Source organism: Paenibacillus sp. J31P13 (genome assembly GCF_056269295.1).
Genome location: NZ_JBWDNR010000001.1, coordinates 707040 through 726677, shown reverse-complemented (window position 1 = coordinate 726677; position 19638 = coordinate 707040). Strand labels below are relative to the sequence as shown.

At 42.4% G+C, this 19638-nt stretch carries 21 protein-coding genes and 1 pseudogene; all 22 read right to left on the bottom strand.

Features of this window, described 5'->3' with window-relative positions:
• Window positions 1-13: 13 nt before the first annotated feature.
• A complete protein-coding gene (locus AC0YOD_RS03150; RefSeq protein WP_475797771.1) occupies window positions 14-478 on the bottom strand; it encodes a flagellar basal body-associated FliL family protein in 465 nt (154 codons plus the stop codon).
• Between the two features lies 1 nt (window position 479).
• On the bottom strand, window positions 480-701 hold the full coding sequence (locus AC0YOD_RS03145; protein WP_475797770.1) for a flagellar FlbD family protein: 222 nt from the start codon (window positions 699-701) through the stop codon (window positions 480-482).
• 56 nt (window positions 702-757) lie between these two features.
• The gene (gene flgG / locus AC0YOD_RS03140; RefSeq protein WP_475797769.1) at window positions 758-1576 is read right to left on the bottom strand and encodes a flagellar basal body rod protein FlgG; all 819 of its coding nucleotides are present in this window, start codon (window positions 1574-1576) and stop codon (window positions 758-760) included.
• A 113-nt stretch (window positions 1577-1689) separates the two neighbouring features.
• Window positions 1690-2067: a TIGR02530 family flagellar biosynthesis protein gene (locus tag AC0YOD_RS03135; protein ID WP_475797768.1), complete on the bottom strand. Its 378-nt coding sequence runs from the start codon at window positions 2065-2067 to the stop codon at window positions 1690-1692.
• Window positions 2067-2582, bottom strand: coding sequence for a flagellar hook capping FlgD N-terminal domain-containing protein (locus AC0YOD_RS03130; RefSeq protein WP_475797767.1), 516 nt, complete (start codon window positions 2580-2582; stop codon window positions 2067-2069). The genes AC0YOD_RS03135 and AC0YOD_RS03130 overlap by 1 nt, the downstream gene beginning before the upstream one ends.
• Before the next feature lie 40 nt (window positions 2583-2622).
• Entirely contained in the window at window positions 2623-3981 is a 1359-nt protein-coding gene (locus tag AC0YOD_RS03125) for a flagellar hook-length control protein FliK (protein WP_475797766.1), read from the bottom strand.
• Window positions 3982-4030: 49 nt separating this feature from the next.
• Window positions 4031-4936 carry a MotE family protein gene (locus AC0YOD_RS03120; protein WP_475797765.1) on the bottom strand — a complete coding sequence of 302 codons (906 nt, stop codon included), beginning with the start codon at window positions 4934-4936 and terminating at the stop codon, window positions 4031-4033.
• A gap of 36 nt (window positions 4937-4972) precedes the next feature.
• Window positions 4973-5419: a flagellar export protein FliJ gene (gene fliJ, locus AC0YOD_RS03115; RefSeq protein ID WP_475797764.1), complete on the bottom strand. Its 447-nt coding sequence runs from the start codon at window positions 5417-5419 to the stop codon at window positions 4973-4975.
• 8 nt (window positions 5420-5427) lie between these two features.
• Entirely contained in the window at window positions 5428-6753 is a 1326-nt protein-coding gene (gene fliI, locus AC0YOD_RS03110) for a flagellar protein export ATPase FliI (protein WP_475797763.1), read from the bottom strand.
• Window positions 6740-7579 (bottom strand): FliH/SctL family protein, encoded by an 840-nt coding sequence (locus AC0YOD_RS03105; protein ID WP_475797762.1) that lies wholly within the window; start codon window positions 7577-7579, stop codon window positions 6740-6742. The genes fliI and AC0YOD_RS03105 overlap by 14 nt, the downstream gene beginning before the upstream one ends.
• Window positions 7572-8573 carry a flagellar motor switch protein FliG gene (fliG, locus tag AC0YOD_RS03100; RefSeq protein WP_475798357.1) on the bottom strand — a complete coding sequence of 334 codons (1002 nt, stop codon included), beginning with the start codon at window positions 8571-8573 and terminating at the stop codon, window positions 7572-7574. The genes AC0YOD_RS03105 and fliG overlap by 8 nt, the downstream gene beginning before the upstream one ends.
• 23 nt (window positions 8574-8596) lie before the next feature.
• The gene (gene fliF / locus AC0YOD_RS03095) at window positions 8597-10171 is read right to left on the bottom strand and encodes a flagellar basal-body MS-ring/collar protein FliF (protein ID WP_475797761.1); all 1575 of its coding nucleotides are present in this window, start codon (window positions 10169-10171) and stop codon (window positions 8597-8599) included.
• 42 nt (window positions 10172-10213) lie between these two features.
• Complete coding sequence (fliE, locus tag AC0YOD_RS03090) at window positions 10214-10519, bottom strand: flagellar hook-basal body complex protein FliE (RefSeq protein WP_475797760.1); 306 nt, start codon at window positions 10517-10519, stop codon at window positions 10214-10216.
• A 39-nt stretch (window positions 10520-10558) separates the two neighbouring features.
• Window positions 10559-11008: a flagellar basal body rod protein FlgC gene (flgC, locus tag AC0YOD_RS03085; RefSeq protein WP_475797759.1), complete on the bottom strand. Its 450-nt coding sequence runs from the start codon at window positions 11006-11008 to the stop codon at window positions 10559-10561.
• A gap of 2 nt (window positions 11009-11010) precedes the next feature.
• Window positions 11011-11427, bottom strand: coding sequence for a flagellar basal body rod protein FlgB (gene flgB / locus AC0YOD_RS03080; RefSeq protein WP_475797758.1), 417 nt, complete (start codon window positions 11425-11427; stop codon window positions 11011-11013).
• A 237-nt stretch (window positions 11428-11664) separates the two neighbouring features.
• The gene (gene codY / locus AC0YOD_RS03075) at window positions 11665-12435 is read right to left on the bottom strand and encodes a GTP-sensing pleiotropic transcriptional regulator CodY (protein WP_475797757.1); all 771 of its coding nucleotides are present in this window, start codon (window positions 12433-12435) and stop codon (window positions 11665-11667) included.
• Between the two features lie 30 nt (window positions 12436-12465).
• Window positions 12466-13866, bottom strand: coding sequence for an ATP-dependent protease ATPase subunit HslU (gene hslU, locus AC0YOD_RS03070; RefSeq protein WP_475797756.1), 1401 nt, complete (start codon window positions 13864-13866; stop codon window positions 12466-12468).
• An 80-nt stretch (window positions 13867-13946) separates the two neighbouring features.
• A complete protein-coding gene (gene hslV / locus AC0YOD_RS03065) occupies window positions 13947-14492 on the bottom strand; it encodes an ATP-dependent protease subunit HslV (RefSeq protein ID WP_475797755.1) in 546 nt (181 codons plus the stop codon).
• Between the two features lie 59 nt (window positions 14493-14551).
• Window positions 14552-15871, bottom strand: a complete 1320-nt coding sequence (gene trmFO / locus AC0YOD_RS03060; protein WP_475798356.1) for an FADH(2)-oxidizing methylenetetrahydrofolate--tRNA-(uracil(54)-C(5))-methyltransferase TrmFO — start codon at window positions 15869-15871, stop codon at window positions 14552-14554.
• A 356-nt stretch (window positions 15872-16227) separates the two neighbouring features.
• Window positions 16228-18333: a type I DNA topoisomerase gene (gene topA, locus AC0YOD_RS03055; RefSeq protein ID WP_475797754.1), complete on the bottom strand. Its 2106-nt coding sequence runs from the start codon at window positions 18331-18333 to the stop codon at window positions 16228-16230.
• A 28-nt stretch (window positions 18334-18361) separates the two neighbouring features.
• Entirely contained in the window at window positions 18362-18640 is a 279-nt protein-coding gene (locus AC0YOD_RS03050) for a DprA-like winged helix domain-containing protein (RefSeq protein WP_475798355.1), read from the bottom strand.
• Window positions 18641-18676: 36 nt separating this feature from the next.
• Window positions 18677-19371 (bottom strand): annotated as a pseudogene (dprA, locus tag AC0YOD_RS03045) (DNA-processing protein DprA); the annotation flags it as partial.
• Window positions 19372-19638: the final 267 nt, after the last annotated feature.

The window sequence follows — 19638 nt, the reverse complement described above, 5'->3', positions numbered from 1 at the left end:
TCGGCGTAATCCATTATATTTGTTGAATAATAAAGTTAGTGATTTCTACTTTTACCAATTTTCCTTTAGGAAGGATTGGTGTTATTAAGTTCAAGAGCTTGGATTCTAGTGCGTCTTCCCCCATGGATCCTTGAAGCTCTTCAGCTGTCATATCCGCTAAAACTCGGTTAATAATCGGTCTTACTTCAATTTCAAGCAGCTTATCAAAATCTTCTTTTGCCTTCTTGCCGTCTAGCTGGAACGCAAAGCTAAGAATAACAACATACTCCGGGTCTTTCAGGTTTCTTCTAAAATCCTTCAATTCAGATGTTACTTTCACACGTTCATCGGCAGATAATTTTTTTACCTCAATCGTCTGTGTTTCAGTAGCATTTTCCTTTGGATCTGCAAAAAATGATTTAAACAGTATTACGGAAACGATGGCAATTAATGTAATAGCTAACAAAATAGTAATCAGCCATGGAATCATTTTTTTCATTCTAGTGACCCTCCGTTATCTCACTCTTTTGGGCCGCCGCAATGAGGCCAATTGAACGAAGATACTGTTGATTAAGCAACACTAACTCCGCTGATTTTTCTTTTACAACAAGCTTATTCCCAGTCGTAAGCGTGATGATTGTATCAGCGGCTTCTTCAAACATTTCGATTAGAAGCGCATTAATCGTTACCTTCGTTCCATTCAAACGCGTTACAGTAATCATCAGTTACCCCCTCATATCTAGGGGAGGCTTGAAGCCCCCCGCTTGTTATGAATTACCTATCTCTTCAGATTAACAACTTCTTGCAAAATCTCATCAGAAGTCGTAATAATACGTGAATTCGCTTGGAAACCGCGCTGTGCTACAATCATTTCCGTGAACTCAGCAGTCAAATCAACATTAGACATCTCTAATTGACCAGAGATAATTGCTCCTGTACCCAATTCTGCATCACCTGCAAAAGTCAAAAAGTCTTCAATAGATGCGTCCGGGTTTGCGTTAGCTGTTACACGATACATATTCCCGCCAAGCTTTTCTAGACCGCTCGGATTAATAACTTTAGCTACACCAATTTGAGCAATCGGTTCAGAACCATCCACTGTCACACCCATAATCGTTCCATCTTGACCGATTGAAAATGAAGTAACTGCTTCATCAAGCGTTATGGTTTCACCTTCGGCCGTTAGAACAAAGTAACCGTCAGATGTAACTAGCTGTCTATTGGCATCTAGTTTGAAGTTACCAGCACGCGTTAGGAGCATTTCTGATTCATCATTTGCTCTTACAACGAAAAATCCGTCACCGTCGATACGAAGATCAGTAGCTTCATTCGTTGTCATCGCACTACCAGCGGTATGAACAGTATCAATTGCACTGATGGAAACACCTAGACCGATTTGCTTCGCATTGACACCACCACGAGTTCCCTCTTCAGGTGCAGTAATGCCTGATACCGTTTGACTTAAAATATCTTTAAACATAACCCGACCCGCTTTAAAGCCTACAGTATTGACATTCGCAATATTGTTACCAATAACGTCTAGCTTCGTTTGAAAGCCGCGCATACCGGAAACGCCTGAATACATCGATCTTAGCATGGATTTTATTTCCTCCCAAAAGATGATTTGTTGTTCTACACACCTGCATAAGGATAATTGCTAATAACTGCTTCAATCGGTCCGCAGTTGAAGGCCTCCAAGTAGGTCCAGCCTTACGATAAAATAATAGCACTATCAATTTGAGTAAATACGTTGCTTCTCATTTGACCGCCATCCATTGCCGTTACGACCGTGCGGCTTGGCACGTTCACTATCATTGCAATATCACGAAATACGATTAATGAGTCTTGTGCGCCTTTGGAAGCAGCATCTTCTACCGCGTTCATTATTTTTGTTAATGATTCTGGCTGCAATTTAATTCCACGCTGCTGCATTCTAACTTCAGCATGATGACTGAACTTAAGAACCTTCGCATCAAGCATATCTCGGAACTCAGTTGACTGTGGTGAACGGTTAGCTGCTGATTTATTCGACGTTAACGGTGTAGATTTAACCGGAAATAAATGTCCGATTTTAACACTGTCATTCATTATTTCTCAGCCCCTTCCGTACCATTGTCAGGGTTGGTTGAGTTTGAATCTCCTTCGGAGTCATCCGTACTGCCTGAATCCGGACTTTTCTCTGAAATAGAAGTCACATAATCTAGTGCAACATCCATACCTCCAACGGAAGCATATAGTACGCCATCCTTCGAAAGAATAGAATCAACAACACCCGTCGCTGTGTAGACCTCTCCTGCTTCGTCATACTGCTTCCATTCGATTGTCTTACCGATGAGGCTTGAAGCTGAACCAATGCTCTGACGCATTAAGGAAAGCTCAGTTGCCATATTCATTAGCTGCTCTACTGATGTGAATTGTGCCATTTGAGCAATAAAATCTTTATCTTGCATAGGCTGCATCGGATCCTGGTTGCGAAGCTGCGTAACTAGAATACTTAAAAATTGATCTTTTCCTAGCGTATCCGTCTTCTTCTCAGCTGCTGCTTTAACGTTGGATGCACTGTAATTCGGCCATACAGCGCGTGTAGAAATGCTATCTGTCACTTTTGGTCACCTCCGTTCTTCCGAGCGGTTTACCCAAAGCTTAAGCTTTAACGTTAATTCCTCTACCAAATCCAAGTCCTTGAACAGATGCTTGTGCGACTAGATCGGTTTCAAATTGTAACTCGCTGGAATTGCTGTCACCACTAAAGGATTGTTGAGCAAACTGCTGTTGGTTATTGCTTCGTCCTTGCTGCTGTTGAGAAAGCTGTGCAGCTGATTGACCTTGCGATACCTCTAGCTTATCAACCGCTAGTCCTTGCGCCTGCAGAGCAGCTCTGAGCTGCGCCATTTGGTTGTCTAGCATGTCTTTAGCCATAGCTGTATCCGTTTGGAATATTGCTGTTAACAAGCCGTTTTGCATCGTTATACGAACATCAACTTGACCCAAATGTTCTGGGAATAACATGATCTTCGCTTCTGAAATGCCATTTAATGTTGATAAATCGAATTTCTTAACGATTAAACCAGACATCGAATCTGCAAATTCATCTGCCATAACAAATGAGGTTGTTGTTGCTCCTGCATTTGCGTTAGAAGCAAGTGAAGCTAAACCGCGCATATTTTCAGAGCTTTGATTTCCAAGATGTGTGAGTGGAATAGTTTCAACTGTTGGACTCGTTCCAACTGAGTCTGTAACCTGTTCCTCATTGCTCGCTGCTGCCGCTTGGAAAGCAGGATGCACCGTTTGTTGTGAAAGCCTCTGTAACAGAGTACTTACTTCAGCTTGCGGAGCGCTTTGTAAAGTAAACAACTGGTTCGCTGCTGATGTGGATTTCACATCTTTTTTCGTAGCATCTGCTTCCAGAATGGATGCCAATGCTTGCAGTTGTTGAGCTACGAGTAAAGTGGGCTCCTGCTGTTGCACATGCTTGATATTTCCTTGCTGAAGCAACGCTTGCAACTGAATCAGTGAATCTTGCAAGCTGCTCTTCACGTTAGTAATAACGTTTGTATCTATTTCACTCGGTTCATTTCCCTCAGCAACATTTACTTTTGGAATCATTTGCTGAATAACAGGAACAGGAAGACCTAGTAGAGCAAGCAAAGCAGTCATTTGATCTAAAGCTGCTTCTAATTGCTGAAGCTGCTCATCATCAACCTTAACTTCACCGTCCTCCGACATGGACGCTTCCAATTGTTCGATCAAACCATCAATCATAGACATAAGGTCAGATAAGCCAGGCTTACTGGTGCTGCTCTCGACAGCCACGGATTCCTGTTTAACGACATTCCCTACTATTGTTACAGCCGCAGCTTTCCCATTAGTAGATTCTCCGTTAATTTGTTGAACCAATGCTTGTTGAAATTCTGCGCCATTCGTACTTTTGCTTGATTGTCCATTAGAAAGAGTTTGTGTTGGCGTTTGAACGGTTACGGCTTGTGGAATGTTCATCTCCATTTTTTTCACCTCCCTTCTTATTGAAAAGGCATAGAAGACAAAATGACGTTTAGCTGCCGGACATTAATTTAGCAACGAGCTGCGCAGTAAGCTTCTCGTTAGCACTTGACATATTGGCGATAATGGCAGAACGTGTTTGATTATCTACAGCATTTAAAATTCGCAGTACCTTGCTTGGGCTCACATCCACCATTTTGATTAGAAGATCAGCTGCGCTTTTTGCATCCATCGCCGTAAAAGTAGCGCTCAATTGCTCTTGATCAAGTACAGAAGCTGCTGGTTTTGTTTCTGCAGCTTTTTGCGTTTTCAATCTTGCTTGAAGTGCTGCTATTTGCAAATCCTTTGCTGTAACATTGTCTTTAAGCATCATAGCGGCTTCTGCTGCTGTTTTAGGATTCATCTTCTCCATAATACGAACACGATCATCAGATCTCATATTGGCGAAGACGAGCACCATTTCTTCTAATTCCATGCTTTGCAAAATAGGAGCCGCCTTGCTTGGCGTTATTTTGGCAAACATACTAGACAACTCTTGAATTTTAGCCTGATACTCTTCATTCTCTAGTAAATCTTCTTCATTGACTGTTTTGAGTTCAGAATTATCATTTTTCAAATCCTTAATTTCTTGCTCAAGAGCAGTCTTTGTTCCATTTGCCGTCGCTAGTTCACTTTCTATAGCCGAAAGCTGTGCTTGAAGATCCGCAATTTTTGCAGACATATTTGTTGTCTTCAATTCATTATCATTTAGCGAATCACCCTGAACTTTAGGTTCAGGAAGCACTTCCTTCAAAAAAGGAATGGAGTTTCCGGCTTCAAGCATCTTGTTGCGAAAATCATTATTAAAGAGGGTATACAGCACACCAAGCAATACGATTGCAAATAAAATCGGCGTCATCATAAACATAATACGTTCCAATGTGCTGTAGCCTTGCTTTTCATTATCCGAACCCGCCAATTCCACTCACTCCCTCTAGCCGGCGTACACATCCATTTAGGTGGTTGTCATCATAAAACGGACACTTGCCAGCTCATCCAACTCGTTCTGCTCTTTAATTTGAAGAGCATACTGGAATCGTTCGCGCGCATGATCTTTTGCTTTGAGCCATACTTTCTCATCCTTCATTTTTCCTGAGAGGACAAGTCTTCCATTCTCAACCGCTTTCTGCGCGCTTAACACATCTTTCAATTTACTTGCTATACATGTCTCTATGTATTCCAAGTATTGCTGAATGACTTGAAGCTCTGATAAAGTCACTGCAGTCTGAGAAGAAAATATAAGCTTTTCTTCCCATTCCTGCTGCTCCATACGCAATTCCTCAAGTGAAAGCTCTTCAGCAGCAAGCGTACCAATCGCTGATGAGAGCAACCATTCCGCCTGTGTTTTTTCACTGGATTTTAAATCAACAACCTTTTGAAAGGAATATCGGAATATTGCCATTTACCGGTTCAGCTCCTGTAGAAATTCGTAATTAAGCGATCCTGCGCATCCTCTAAACTTACCTTTTCATTGGTCTTTTGCTTGGTATAGCTATGAATCGACTCAATAAATTGAAGCGCCAAATCAATTTCTTCATTAGAACCTCGTTGGTACGCCCCGATATTGATCAAGTCTTCCGAATCTTTATAAACAGCAAGTAATTTCTTTAATTCATTAGCTGCATCCTGCTGCTCTTCGGTTACAATTTCCTTCATTACACGACTAACCGAAGCCAGTACATCAATTGCAGGAAAATGACCTTTATGCGCTAAATGTCTGCTTAACACAATATGTCCGTCTAAAATACCGCGAACTGCATCGGCAATTGGTTCGTTCATATCATCACCATCAACGAGTACGGTATAGAAAGCTGTTATTGAGCCCGTAGGACCAGTCCCTGCACGTTCTAGAAGCTTTGGCAAGGCAGCAAATACGGAAGGCGTGTAACCGCGTGTAGCAGGAGGCTCGCCAATTGCTAGTCCAACCTCACGTAATGCCATGGCATAGCGAGTAACGGAATCCATCATTAGCATCACGTTTAAACCGCGATCTCTAAAGTATTCCGCTATGGTAGTAGCGATTAAAGCACCTTTCATCCGAATCAAGGCAGGCTGATCAGAAGTAGCAACTATAACAACTGAACGAGCTAAACCTTCTGGACCCAGGTCCTTTTCAATAAATTCAAGCACTTCCCGGCCACGCTCACCAATTAGAGCAATGACATTAACATCAGCGGAAGTGTTTCTAGCAATCATGCCTAGCAGCGTACTCTTACCGACACCGGATCCTGCAAAAATACCAACACGCTGACCACGACCGACTGTTAGCAGTCCATCGATAGCTCTAACCCCTATCCCAAGCGGTTCAACAACTCTTGGTCGCTTCAGGGGATTGCTTGGTTCATTATGTGTAGAGTAATGCGGCATACGGCTTGGTAAAAACGAACCATCCAATGGATTGCCTAAGCCATCTAACACTTTGCCTAACAATTCAGAACCAACTTGAACGGTCAATGGCTTTCCAGTACCTACAACATCGCAGCCTGGGCTAATCGAATGCAGATCACCTAGCGGCATTAAAATGACTTTATTCTCGCGAAAACCAACGACTTCAGCTTTGATCGGTTTGGCACCCTTGGAAGGATATATGAAGCACACATCTCCAATGCTGGCATCAGGACCTTCTGATTCAACGGTAAGACCGATAACCTGAGTTACTTTACCATTTACCCGTACAGGATCAAGCGGTTGTAAATGCTCGATATACTTTAGCACGTCTAAATTATTCAGTATCATCAAAATGCCCTCGCTCTTCGCCGCTGTGATGAGCTAGTTGAATTAATTCTCGTTTAATCTCCGCTAGCTGTGTATCAATACGTGCGTCAATGCTGCCAAATGATGATCGTATCACACAGCCGTTATCCTTAACGGTTGAGTCAGGTAATATTTGCAGCTCTGCTTGCGAATCAATTGCAAAATGAAGCTCTTCTCTAGCCGCCTGGACGAAAGCCAGCTGTCCTGGTGCAACACATAAGGTGATAACACCTTGCTCTCTTCGTCTAGATAGTGATTTTCGAATGAGCTCGATTGACATTTCCGGCGCTAGTGTAAGCTGTTCACCTATAATTTTTTCTGCAATAGCACAGCTTAATTCAACAAGAAACGGTTCGGCTTCTTTAATAATTTGCTCTCGCATTTCGTATGCTGTTTTCAACACATTCGATGCTTCAGCCATTTTTTGTTCCCAAAGTTCTTTTAGCTCTTTCTCAGATTGCGCTGCTCCCTCTTCATAGCCAAGCTTATAGCCTTCTTGTCTAGATTTTTCGGATTCAGCTTCATCTTCCATACGCTTTTGCAGCCACCATACATCAATCTGCTGCTGTGCATCGGTTAAAAGTTGTTCACTTGTTTGTGCTGCTTCTTGAAGTCGTTCTTGTGCAAAGTTTTGTGCGTCATTCAGTATTTGGTCTCGCAATGAGATGGTTTCTTCATCTGGACCTGCTTCAACTTCGCTTTGCTCAACTGACTCATCCGCGAATTGGAAGTTATGCTGGTGAAGCCATTCCAATTGTTTAAGTTGATCTACTGAAACAACACTCGAAGATTTTATCAAATTAGACAATGATATCGTCTCCTCCACCGCGAGCGATGATAATTTCACCAGATTCTTCTAATCTGCGAATAGTAGCAACGATACGCGTTTGTGCTTCTTCTACATCGCGAAGGCGCACTGGACCCATGAACTCCATTTCTTCCTTGAATGTCTCGGCCATACGCTTCGACATATTTCGGAAAATAGCTTCCCGCACTTCTTCGCTCGCAACTTTAAGCGCAAGCTGAAGATCTGTATTCTCGATATCGCGAATGATACGTTGAATGGAACGATTGTCGACATTGACAATATCCTCGAATACAAACATCCGTTTTTTGATTTCTTCTGCAAGCTCTGGATCTTGAATTTCGAGCGCGTCCAAAATAGTACGTTCCGTACCGCGATCGACACCATTCAAAATTTGAACGATGGAATCGATACCGCCGGCATTCGTGTAATCCTGCGTAACAGTTGCCGAAAGTTTTTGTTCCAAAATACGCTCTACCTGAGAGATTACTTCTGGTGAAGTACTGTCCATCAGTGCAATTCTTCTTGCGACATCCGCTTGTTTCTCTTGCGGGAGCGAAGATAGAATATGTGAGGATTGCTCCGATTGCAGATACGATAATACCAATGCGATCGTTTGTGAATTCTCATTTTGAATAAAGTTCAAGATTTGAGTAGGCTCTGCTTTTCTAGCAAAGTCGAAAGGTCTAACTTGAAGCGTCGCTGTTAAACGATTAATAACTTCAAGGGCCTTTGTTTCTCCCAATGCTTTTTCCAAAATATCTTTAGCGTAAGAGATACCGCCTTGAGTGATATATTCTTGAGCCATACAAATTTGATGGAATTCGCTTAAAATGGTTTCACGGTCAAGACTATCGACCTTTCGAACATTCGCTATTTCCAATGTCAGCTGTTCAATTTCTTCCTCACGTAAATGCTTGAATATTTGTGCAGACACTTCAGGACCTAGCGTGATGAGCAATATTGCCGCTTTCTGTCTTCCTGTCAGCCCATGCATTGATTTCGACAATTGAACCACCTCTATTCATCCACTAGCCATGTGCGTAAAAGATTAACGAACTCATCTGGTTTCCGCTTGGCGAGTGTTTCAAGATTTTTACGGGCTTGACTGTCATTGTTGATACTTTCCAGATCAAGCGTAGGATATTCCACATTTGCAGGAGCTGCAAATTCAACTTCTTCTTCAACAGCTTTTTTGCGTCTGCGAGCAAGCATAAAGATAAGTCCACCGATTAATGCAAGTGCAGCAACACCTATACCAATAATCCACGGCATGGATAATCCGGCTGTTTGAGTTGAAGATGAACTATTTGAAAATGGTCTAGCAATTAGCGAAACTTTTTTGCCCATTAGTACGTCATCATTAACATCTTGACCAGAATCAGCAAGCTGTGCTCTTACCAAAGATGTTAAGTAACTCATAATGGCTGTTTTGCTAGCATCATCACTCAATGCTGACTGTTCAATACCGATACTAATAGATAGATCTTTTAGTAAGTACGGTCCGGAAACAATATTATTATTAATCCGGTTGAACTCATAGTTTCGAATTTGAGAATTTGTTTCAGAAGAATTTGTGCCCGAGCTCGTTGCTTCATAGCCTGGAACATCCGTCTCACCAGTACCAGCAACGCCGCCAGCTTCACCTGAATTCCCCGTTGATGTGCTGTTGTTGATTTCTTCACTAACAACAATACCGTTGTTATTGTTATTATCTAATGGTTTAACAAGAGATTCTTGTGACTGCTTCTTATCAAAGTTCATGCTGCTCGAAATTTGAATAACCAGCTTATCAGGTCCAACAAGCGGTCCAAGGAATTGTTGAATGTTCTTCTTTAATTCTGCTTCATACTTCCGCTGAATTTCGAATTGTGATTCAACAGCATCCGAATTGCTTATCATCCCGCCATTCGTTTCCGAATAGATAAGATTCTCTTGCGGGCTTGAGATCGTAATGTCTTCTATTGCTAATTTGGGCACCGCAGTTTTCACCAAATTATAGTAGCCGTCGATTTCCTTCTGACTTGGACGATAACCGGATTTAAACTCCAGCATAATGGATGCCGAAGCATGCTCTTGCTCTTCTGCAGTTGTGAGAAAAACACTCTTCTCAGGCAAAGTGACCAAAACCTTAGAACGATCTACACCTTGCATGGCATTCAACAATTGTTGTATTTCACCATTCAAAGCATTCAAGTACTTCACATTGAACTCATTCTCCGTCGTTCCAAAGGAAGTTGAGCTTGAACTAAAAGCCTCAAAACCGATCGAACCATTTTGAACGAGACCTTGTGAACCAACATCAACCTTTATCCGTGATGCTTGATTACTTGGAACTGATACATTTTTACCATTTTTACTAAGCTCGTAAGGGATTCCGGTGCTATCTAAATAGGTCATAATAGCAGCTGCATCTGTTGAATCCAAATTCTGAAAGGCAAGTTCGTATTCAGTCCTTGTAAAAACGATCGTTAACAAGATAATCGCTAATAACAAACCACTAATTGAAGCCCCCAGCCATATTTTTTGTTTTCTGCCCATTTGGCCCCAAAATTGAGTGAGCCTTTCTCGATACTGGGCGATTCTCTCGTTCACATTGTCACCTCACCCATATACTCTGCTACTTCAAAAGTATAATTAAATTTGCATCCGCATAATCTCTTGATAAGCTTCTACCACTTTGTTGCGGACTTGTGAGGTAAGTTGCAAACTCAGCTGTGCTTGCTCTGAGGCAATTAGTACCTTCGTAACATCAACTTGTCCAACTAAATATTGGTCGTTCAGCTTGTGTACATTCTTCTCTTGATTGCTTACACTTTCAATTGCTGTTTGCAAATATTGACCAAAAGACTGAGTCAATTCTGCTGGTGTAGCCTCTTGTAGCGATTTTGACTCTACTAACTTAGTCGGTTGAATCTGGGCGAGCGAGATCGATTGTATCATTATGTACCCTCCTATACGTCACTTGATGGATTTAAAGCTTTATTTGCCGATTTCAAGGGCCTTAACAAACATCGATTTCGATGCATTGATCGCAGTCACATTCGCTTCATATGCTCGAGAAGCTGCAATCATATCGACCATTTCTTTCGTTACATCCACATTCGGCATATTCACATAGCCTTTTGAATCTGCATCCGGATGAGTCGGGTTATAAACAAGCTTATTTGGAGATTGGTCTTCTTTTATTTTCGTCACCTTAACCCCCTGTGCTGTGGAACCATTTCCTATCTGATTAGATAACACACTTGAAAACGACTGTTGCAATGGCTCCATAACGACCATTTTCCGCTTATAAGGCTGGAATTGACCGTTCACAAAGCTGCCACGAGTCGTTTCTGCGTTTGCTATATTGGAAGAGATTACATCCATTCGTAAACGTTGTGCAGATAATGCGGAAGCACTAATGTCAAACCCTGTTGATAATTTCATCGTTAGCCCCTTCCTCCAATTGCAGTGCGCATCATCGACGCATCATGATTAATTTGCTGTACATAGAAGTTATAACTTAGTTGGTTTTTTGCGAGCAAAGACATCTCTCGATCGATATCGACATTATTTTCATTGTTATTCATCGAAGTTGTTTCAGAGGTCACAACTTTGGGTATAGGTATAAGAGAAGTTCCGGCTCCTATCGGTATATGCTTTAGATTGGTTCGCTTACCAACTAAATTGCTTTGCCCGTTATTACCCATTGATTGTTCTAACAATTCTTCAAATAGTACCTCGGATCGTTTGAACTGCGGCGTATCACTATTAGCTATATTGTTTGAAATGACACGTTGGCGCATTTCAGCAGCTTGCAGTGCGCCCTGCATTCTTCCAAACGAGGCGCTGTTCAACAAATTCACGTAGTTTCACCACTTTCGCATAAGAGATCATCAAATTTCACTTAAAAGTTCATCAATACGTATTCAACAGAATATCCGACATTCCTGCCTGCTTCGACATAATAAATTAAAAAAATGAGAGTATGTGTCGATTATTGCCGACATGATAATTTTCAACAATTTCCTAATTTATTACAATGAGAAAAAAGCCCTATCTTTTTTCAAAGATAGGGCTTTTATGGACTGAATGTCCTATATTTACAGCTTGTTTTTTTCAAGTTTTTCAAGAAGTTGGTTATTTAAGATTTTAATGTATGTGCCTTTCATCCCTAAAGATCTAGTTTCGATGACTCCAGCACTTTCTAGTTTGCGAAGCGCATTTACAATTACGGAGCGTGTAATGCCCACTCTGTCCGCTATTTTTGATGCTACAAGCAGCCCTTCCTTACCATCAAGCTCTTCAAAGATATGCTCAACAGCCTCCAGCTCGCTAAATGACAATGAACCTACAGCTACAGACACCACCGCTCTGCTTCGAACCTCAAGTTCAATCTCTTCTGAGCGTTCACGAAGAATTTCCATGCCCACGATCGTTGACCCATATTCCGCAAGAATAAGATCATCATCATCAAATGTACCCGACAAGCGTGTCAATACTAATGTGCCTAAACGATCGCCTCCCCCAATAATGGGAACCACCGTCATAATTTCTTGTTCTCCCAGCATAGGAAATGTTTCGTAAATGCCACTGTCAGGAGATACATTCGTCATCGATTCTTGCATATCAAGAAAGAGATTATTGCTCTCTTGCGGAAAACGCAGCTCATCCGCTGAAAGTGATCGAATAAAATCATGTTGATACGCATCAACTCCAGCGCAGCCTAGAATCTTCCCTTTACGGCTGACGACAAAAGCATTTGTTTGTATCGTTGTGCAAAGCACTTCTGCCATTTCTCTGAAACTGAGTGCTTTACCGGCAGCACGCTGCAGCAGCCGGTTCAGCGTTCTCGTTTTTGTTAATAAAGTCATTTTTTTATTGCCTCCCAAAACTCATAACCACTACAGTATATATTGACTCAAATCGCGATTTTGTGCAATGCTTCCTAGTTTTTCTCTTACGTATTCCGGAGTTATTGTCATTTTATCCAGAGACAGTTCTGGCGCTTCAAATGACAAATCCTCAAGCAGCTTCTCCAAAATGGTATGCAATCTGCGTGCTCCGATATTTTCAGTATTTCGATTAACCTCGGCAGCAATAGAAGCTAATTCCCGAATCGCTTCATCCGAAAACTCAATTTGTATGCCTTCCGTTTCAAGCAGAGCTGAATATTGCTTTGTTAAAGCATTTTTTGGTTCCTTCAAAATGCTCACAAAGTCTTCCAGAGTCAAACTCGTCAACTCAACGCGAATCGGAAAACGACCTTGGAGTTCTGGAATCAGGTCAGATGGCTTTGCTACATGAAAAGCACCAGCAGCAATAAAGAGAACATAGTCCGTTTTCACAGGACCGTATTTCGTCATTACCGTTGAGCCTTCTACGATAGGCAATATATCACGTTGAACGCCTTCTCTTGACACATCAGGTCCAGCACCTCTTGATGGACTAGCAATTTTGTCAATCTCGTCTATAAATATAATGCCTGATTGCTCAGCTCTTATAATAGATTCTGAAATGACATCATCCATATCAATCAGCTTGTTCGCTTCTTCAATAATAAGCACCTTGCGCGCTTCTTTCACGGGAAGCTTACGCTTCTTAGGCTTCTTAGGCATCAGCTGTCCAAATAGCTCCTGCATATTCATGCCCATTCCTTCAGGCCCTTGACCAGACAGCATATCCATCATGTTCGGCGATGAATCCTCAACCTCGATTTCTATCATTTCATTCTCCAGTTTCCCATCGGCCAGCTGCTCTTTCATTTGTGAGCGTTTCTGCGTATTGGCTTGATCCGCTTCAGGAGTCTCTTCTGTCTCTTCCGCTTGCTGTTGATTGCCAAAGAGCATTTCAAAAGGGTTTTTAGTGGATTTCGCTTTTGTTGCCGATGGGACAAGCAATGACAAAATCCGATCATTAGCCAGCTTCTCTGCCCGATCCTTCACTTTTTCTGTCTTTTCCGATTTCACCATTCGAATTGCGGTTTCAATCAGATCGCGAACCATAGATTCAACATCGCGTCCAACATAACCTACTTCAGTAAACTTCGTAGCTTCCAGCTTAACAAACGGCGCTTTAACGAGCTTCGCCAGTCTACGTGCAATTTCCGTTTTACCTACCCCGGTTGGACCAATCATCAAAATATTTTTCGGAACGATTTCATCACGAAGCGTTTCATCAAGCAAACTTCTGCGGTAACGATTACGGAGAGCAATTGCTACGGAACGTTTCGCTGGTTTTTGACCGACAATATATTTATCAAGCTCCGCTACGATCTGACGTGGGGTCAGTGCATCATTTCCCATTTTCAAAATCCCTCCGATTTCTATTTATCAATCTGACTTCTCGAAGCATGTTTCTTCACTGAAATTTTATTTTTTATATTTTATTCGATTTCTTCAACAATAATATTACTATTCGTAAATACACAGATTTCAGAGGCAATTTCTAAAGAAGAGCGTGCGATATCTTTTGCTTCCATTTGTGGAGCATGACGCTGAAGCGCTCTAGCAGCCGATAACGCAAAGCTTCCGCCTGATCCAATTGCTAATATGCCGTCATCCGGTTCGATAATTTCACCATTTCCCGAAATAAGGAGCAAACCGCTTTTGTCCATAACGAGCATCATTGCTTCCAGTCGACGCAAAACACGATCAGAACGCCAATCCTTCGCCAATTCCACAGCAGAGCGCTGTAGATTGCCATGATGCTCCTCAAGCTTCCCTTCAAACTTTTCGAATAACGTTATGGCGTCAGCAACTGATCCCGCAAATCCAGCTATAACCTGACCACGGTATAGTCTTCTAACCTTTTTTGCTTGATGCTTCATTACCATACTGTTGCCGAAAGTCACCTGTCCATCTCCAGCAATTGCGCCCTTCCCTTCATGGCGTACGGCGCAAATGGTAGTCGCGTGAAATTGCATTTCCATTGCTTTGCCTCCTCTAAATAGTTAATTGAAAAGACTTGGTATGTTCTCTTTACGAAATTCTACTGTAAATGTTCCCGTTTAAATAGTTCAATACCTTCTAATGCTCGATTAGCAATCATTTCATTCTTTTCTTTTTTGCTCTTCATTCTCTTTTCAAGCGGCGGGAACAATCCAAAGTTCGCGTTCATCGGCTGAAAATGTTTGAAATCTGCTGTTGTTATATAATTAGCCATGCTTCCTAAGGTTGTTTGCTCAGGCAATACTACTGGCTCAAGTCCGCGTGCCAATCTAGCCGCATTCATACCGGCAATTAATCCTGATGCAGCTGATTCTACATAGCCCTCAACACCAGTCATTTGTCCTGCGAAGAACAACGTTTCGCGGTTGTTGAGCTGGTAGGTTGGCTTCAATAAACGTGGTGAGTTAATGAACGTATTACGGTGCATAACACCAAAACGAACAAACTCGGCATTTTCAAGACCAGGAATTAGTTGGAATACACGCTTTTGCTCGCCCCATTTGAGATGAGTCTGGAAACCAACCAAGTTATAGAGCGTACCAGCCGCGTTATCTTGACGAAGCTGAATAACGGCATGCGGAAGTGTACTTGTATGCGGATTGATTAATCCGACAGGCTTCATTGGTCCGAACAATACCGTTTGCTTCCCTCTGCTTGCCATTATTTCTATCGGCATACAGCCTTCAAAATATACTTCCTTCTCAAAATCCTTAACTTCTGCCGTCTCTGCAGTCGTAAGCGCCTCATGGAAAATTTCAAATTCTTCTTCTGTCATTGGACAGTTCAGATATGCAGCCTCACCTTTATCATATCTTGAAGCGAGATATACTTTATTCATATCTATAGAATCTTTCTCCACAATAGGAGCTGCTGCATCATAAAAATAAAAATACTCTTCTCCCAGTAAATCTCGAATTTGAGCAGACAAGCCTGGCGCAGTAAGCGGACCCGTTGCGATTACGACAATGCCGTCCTTTGGAATCTCAGTTACTTCCTCATTACGGACTTCCACTAGCGGGTGATCATGCAGCCTGCGAGTAACCTCACCGGAGAATCCGTCACGGTCAACAGCTAATGCACCGCCTGCCGGCACTGCATGCTGATCAGCACAGCTCAAGATTAATGAGTCTAGTTGTCTCATTTCTTCTTTCAAAACGCCTACAGCGTTTGCTAGTCCATTTGCACGCAAGCTATTGCTGCATACGAGCTCAGCAAATTGATTCGTATGATGGGCCGGTGTCTTTGTAACCGGACGCATTTCATAAAGAACGACAGGTACTCCTTGTGATGCGATTTGCCATGCAGCCTCACTGCCCGCAAGACCTGCCCCGATGACTGTTACTTTTTGTGGTTGCGACAACATTAGTCAATCCTCTCAAAAATAAATTTCACCCATGCCCTAGACTTGGGTCTTTTCTATATACATTTTATAAAAAAACCAACCTCAAATACAAATCTTATGAACTTACACAAAGTATTGCTTTATTACCATGAATCAGACTTAAAAATTAACTCTTCTATTATATGTGTGCAAATGATGGTTAAACCCTCCCGAGTTGGGAGGGTTATGGTTGTCTTAGCATGCACATGGACTTATATTAACGTGTCCTCCCTGTTAAGAGGGAGGACAGATTATTAAAGTTGAATTGGTTGCTGATCCCATCAAAACATAGCATAAGGATAACTTATTCCCTTCCTGCTTGAGCTCTGAGTGATCTAGCCATTCTCAATATCTTGATCGTCCTCATCCAGAACTTCTTCAGAGTAATCACAGTTTGGACATTTCAATTTCAATCCTGCCCGATTGCGTTTCTCTGTAAGCAAAGCATTACATTCTGGGCATGGCTTGTTGGTTGGTTTGTCCCATGATACATAATCACAGCCTGGATATTGATCACAGCCATAGAAGATCCGCCCCTTCTTACTGCGGCGCTCGATAATATGACCTTCTGCACATTTCGGACAAGTGACTCCGATATCTTTAATGATAGGCTTCGTATTCCGGCAATCTGGAAAACCAGAGCATGCAAGGAATTTACCGAACCGTCCCATTTTGTAAACCAAATGCTTACCGCATTTTTCACAGATCTCATCGGAAACTTCATCTTGAATCTCAATTTCCTTCATTTCCTCTTCTGCTACTTCAAGGCGCTTCTCAAAGGTTTCATAAAAAGTCGCAAGCACTTTCACCCAGTTTTCTGTACCTTCCTCTACATGGTCAAGATTTCCTTCCATGTTTGCGGTAAATTCAGCATTGAGAATTTCCGGGAAAAACTCCTCCATGAGCTGGATAACTAGATCGCCAAGCTCTGTCGGCATAAATTTTTTCTCTTCCATTGCTACATATCCGCGCTTTTGGATCGTCTCCAATGTAGGCGCGTATGTACTTGGGCGTCCTATACCGAGCTCTTCCAACGTTTTCACTAGTCTTGCTTCCGTAAATCGCGGCGGCGGCTGGGTAAAATGTTGTTTGGGATCGATGGTTTCAGAACTTATAATATCTCCAGTTGCTATTGGAGGCAAAAATTTATGCTCCTCAACTGTTCCATCATCGTTTCCTTCCACGTATACCTTCATAAAACCAGCAAATTTTATTTTTGAACCATTTGCCCGAAAGACCGTCTCTCCCGCTTTCAGATCAACTGTCATCGTATCCAGCACAGCTGATTGCATTTGACTAGAAACATAACGTTCCCATACAAGCTTATACAATCGGAACTGATCACGACTCAAGAATGGCTTCATAGAATCTGGATCACGCAAAATAGATGTTGGACGAATCGCTTCATGCGCATCCTGGGCATTGCTGTTCTTTTTGGTATATACGCGCGGTTGCTCAGGCACATAAGCTGCACCGTACTTTTCAGTTATGAATTCCTTTGTTTCCTCTTGAGCAATTGGCGAAATTCTGGTCGAGTCCGTTCTCATATATGTAATGAGACCGACCGTTCCTTCTTTCCCTAACTCAACACCTTCATACAGCTGCTGTGCAACGGACATTGTCTTAGAAGCACGAAAGCCAAGCTTACGCGCTGCTTCCTGCTGCAGCGAACTCGTAATGAAAGGAGGGGCCGGATTACGAAGACGCTCCTTCTCCCTAACGTCAGACACTAGGAATTGATTGCCTCCCATGGCATCAAGAACTGCCTTAACTTCCTCTTCTTTGCCAAGGACACGTTTATCACCGTTCATGGAATGATATTTTGCATCAAATGGAATTCCTGAGTGGTTAAGCTTCGCTGTAATAGACCAGTATTCTTCAGGCTCGAACGCATCGATTTCATTATCGCGATCGATGATAAGCTTTACGGCAACCGATTGAACACGTCCAGCGGATAATCCTTTTTTTACTTTCTTCCAAAGCAATGGACTAATCTTGTACCCTACCAAGCGATCCAAAATACGTCTAGCTTGTTGAGCGTTTACAAGGTCCATATTAATTTTACGCGGTGTCTTGAACGCATCCTTAACCGCCTGCTTTGTTATTTCATTAAATACAACACGACATGTGTCTGTTTCATTCAGCTCAAGGTAATGTGCCAAATGCCAAGCAATTGCTTCTCCTTCGCGATCCGGATCGGCTGCTAGAAAGACATGTTTCACTTTTTTGCTGGCATCCTTTAATTCTTTAAGGACGCTGCCTTTACCTCGAATGGTAATATATTTTGGATTAAAATCATTTTCAACCTCGACGCCGATCTGGCTTTTGGGCAAATCGCGAATATGTCCCATTGAAGCTTTAACGATATATTTACTGCCAAGATACTTGCCAATCGTTTTGGCTTTGGCTGGGGATTCGACGATAACTAATGAATCTGCCATGTGAGGCGCCTCCTCTCTCTAAATCAAACTATAAAGCAATATATATGGATCCGGGCTGCAGTTCAATTTTCCGTTTTATACATAAATTTAGCAGAAGTGCGTTCAAATGTCCAAACGGGATGGCTGATAGCTCGTGTAATTCATTGATAGATAAGGGTTGATCATGCAAAAAATCGATTAGTTTCAACTCTTCAGGAGTTAAAACTGCAAACTTTTCAGGTCCTTTGGAATCACTTCCGCCTCTTCTAGCCTGACTTGCTTCTAATGCAGCTGGGAGCCAATTCAGTTCTTCAATGATGTCTTGCACATTCGTTATAAGCTTCGCTTCACCGCGTTTTATAAGTTCATTCGGTCCTTCGCTCTTGGGAGAGGAAATGGGACCGGGAATCGCAAATATTTCACGCGACATTTCTAATGCATGTTTTGCTGTTATAAGTGATCCGCTTTTTGTAGCTCCCTCAATAACGACCGTCCCTACAGACAATGCTGCGATGATGCGATTTCGCTGTGGAAACTGTCCGGGATGCAGCGGCGTACCGATCGGCGTTTCCGAGACAAGCAAACCCTGCTGGGCTATTTTGTGAAACAAAGATAAATTTTCTGGAGGATAGCAGCGATCTATAGGTGTAGGCAAAACAGCAATAGTGCCTCCCGCTCCATACAAGGCTGCCTCATGCGCTTTACTATCCACACCTCGTGCTAGTCCGCTAACAACGGTTAAACCCGTTGTAGACAGCTCCTGCGCCATCGTCATCGCTGTTTGTCTGCCATAAGCTGTCGCACTCTCGTTCCCACCACTGCAATTGCTGGTCGCTGCAGCAGTTCTAGGCGCCCCTTGGCATACAATACCCAAGGAGGCTGAGCAATTTCTCTCAATATTTGCGGATATTCGGAATCATAAGGGGTCAATGCTACTGCATTAGCACGGGCTACAGCTTCGGATGGATCCTCTGTTAGTATCCACGGCCTCTGCTCATAACGCTCGGCAGCAGATTTCGCTTGACTACGGTTTAGCCCGATCGCAAGTAAATCTTCCATGCTCCACGTTCGTTTATTCCAAAACTGATGAGAAACGGCTTTTTGAATGGCATGCCAGCCGATACCAGGAATTTCATGAAAGGCAATAATCATTTGTCTGCGAATATCTTTTTTAAGTTCGATGTCAATCAACCCTTTCTTATATAGGGTTGGCTTGCATTCTTATCTATTGTGCGTTACAAGAGATAAGATTGCAAGTCAACCCTTAAAAAAATGACGATAAACAAACAAAAAGCAACCTCTTAACTCCCGTAATCGGGTCGTTAA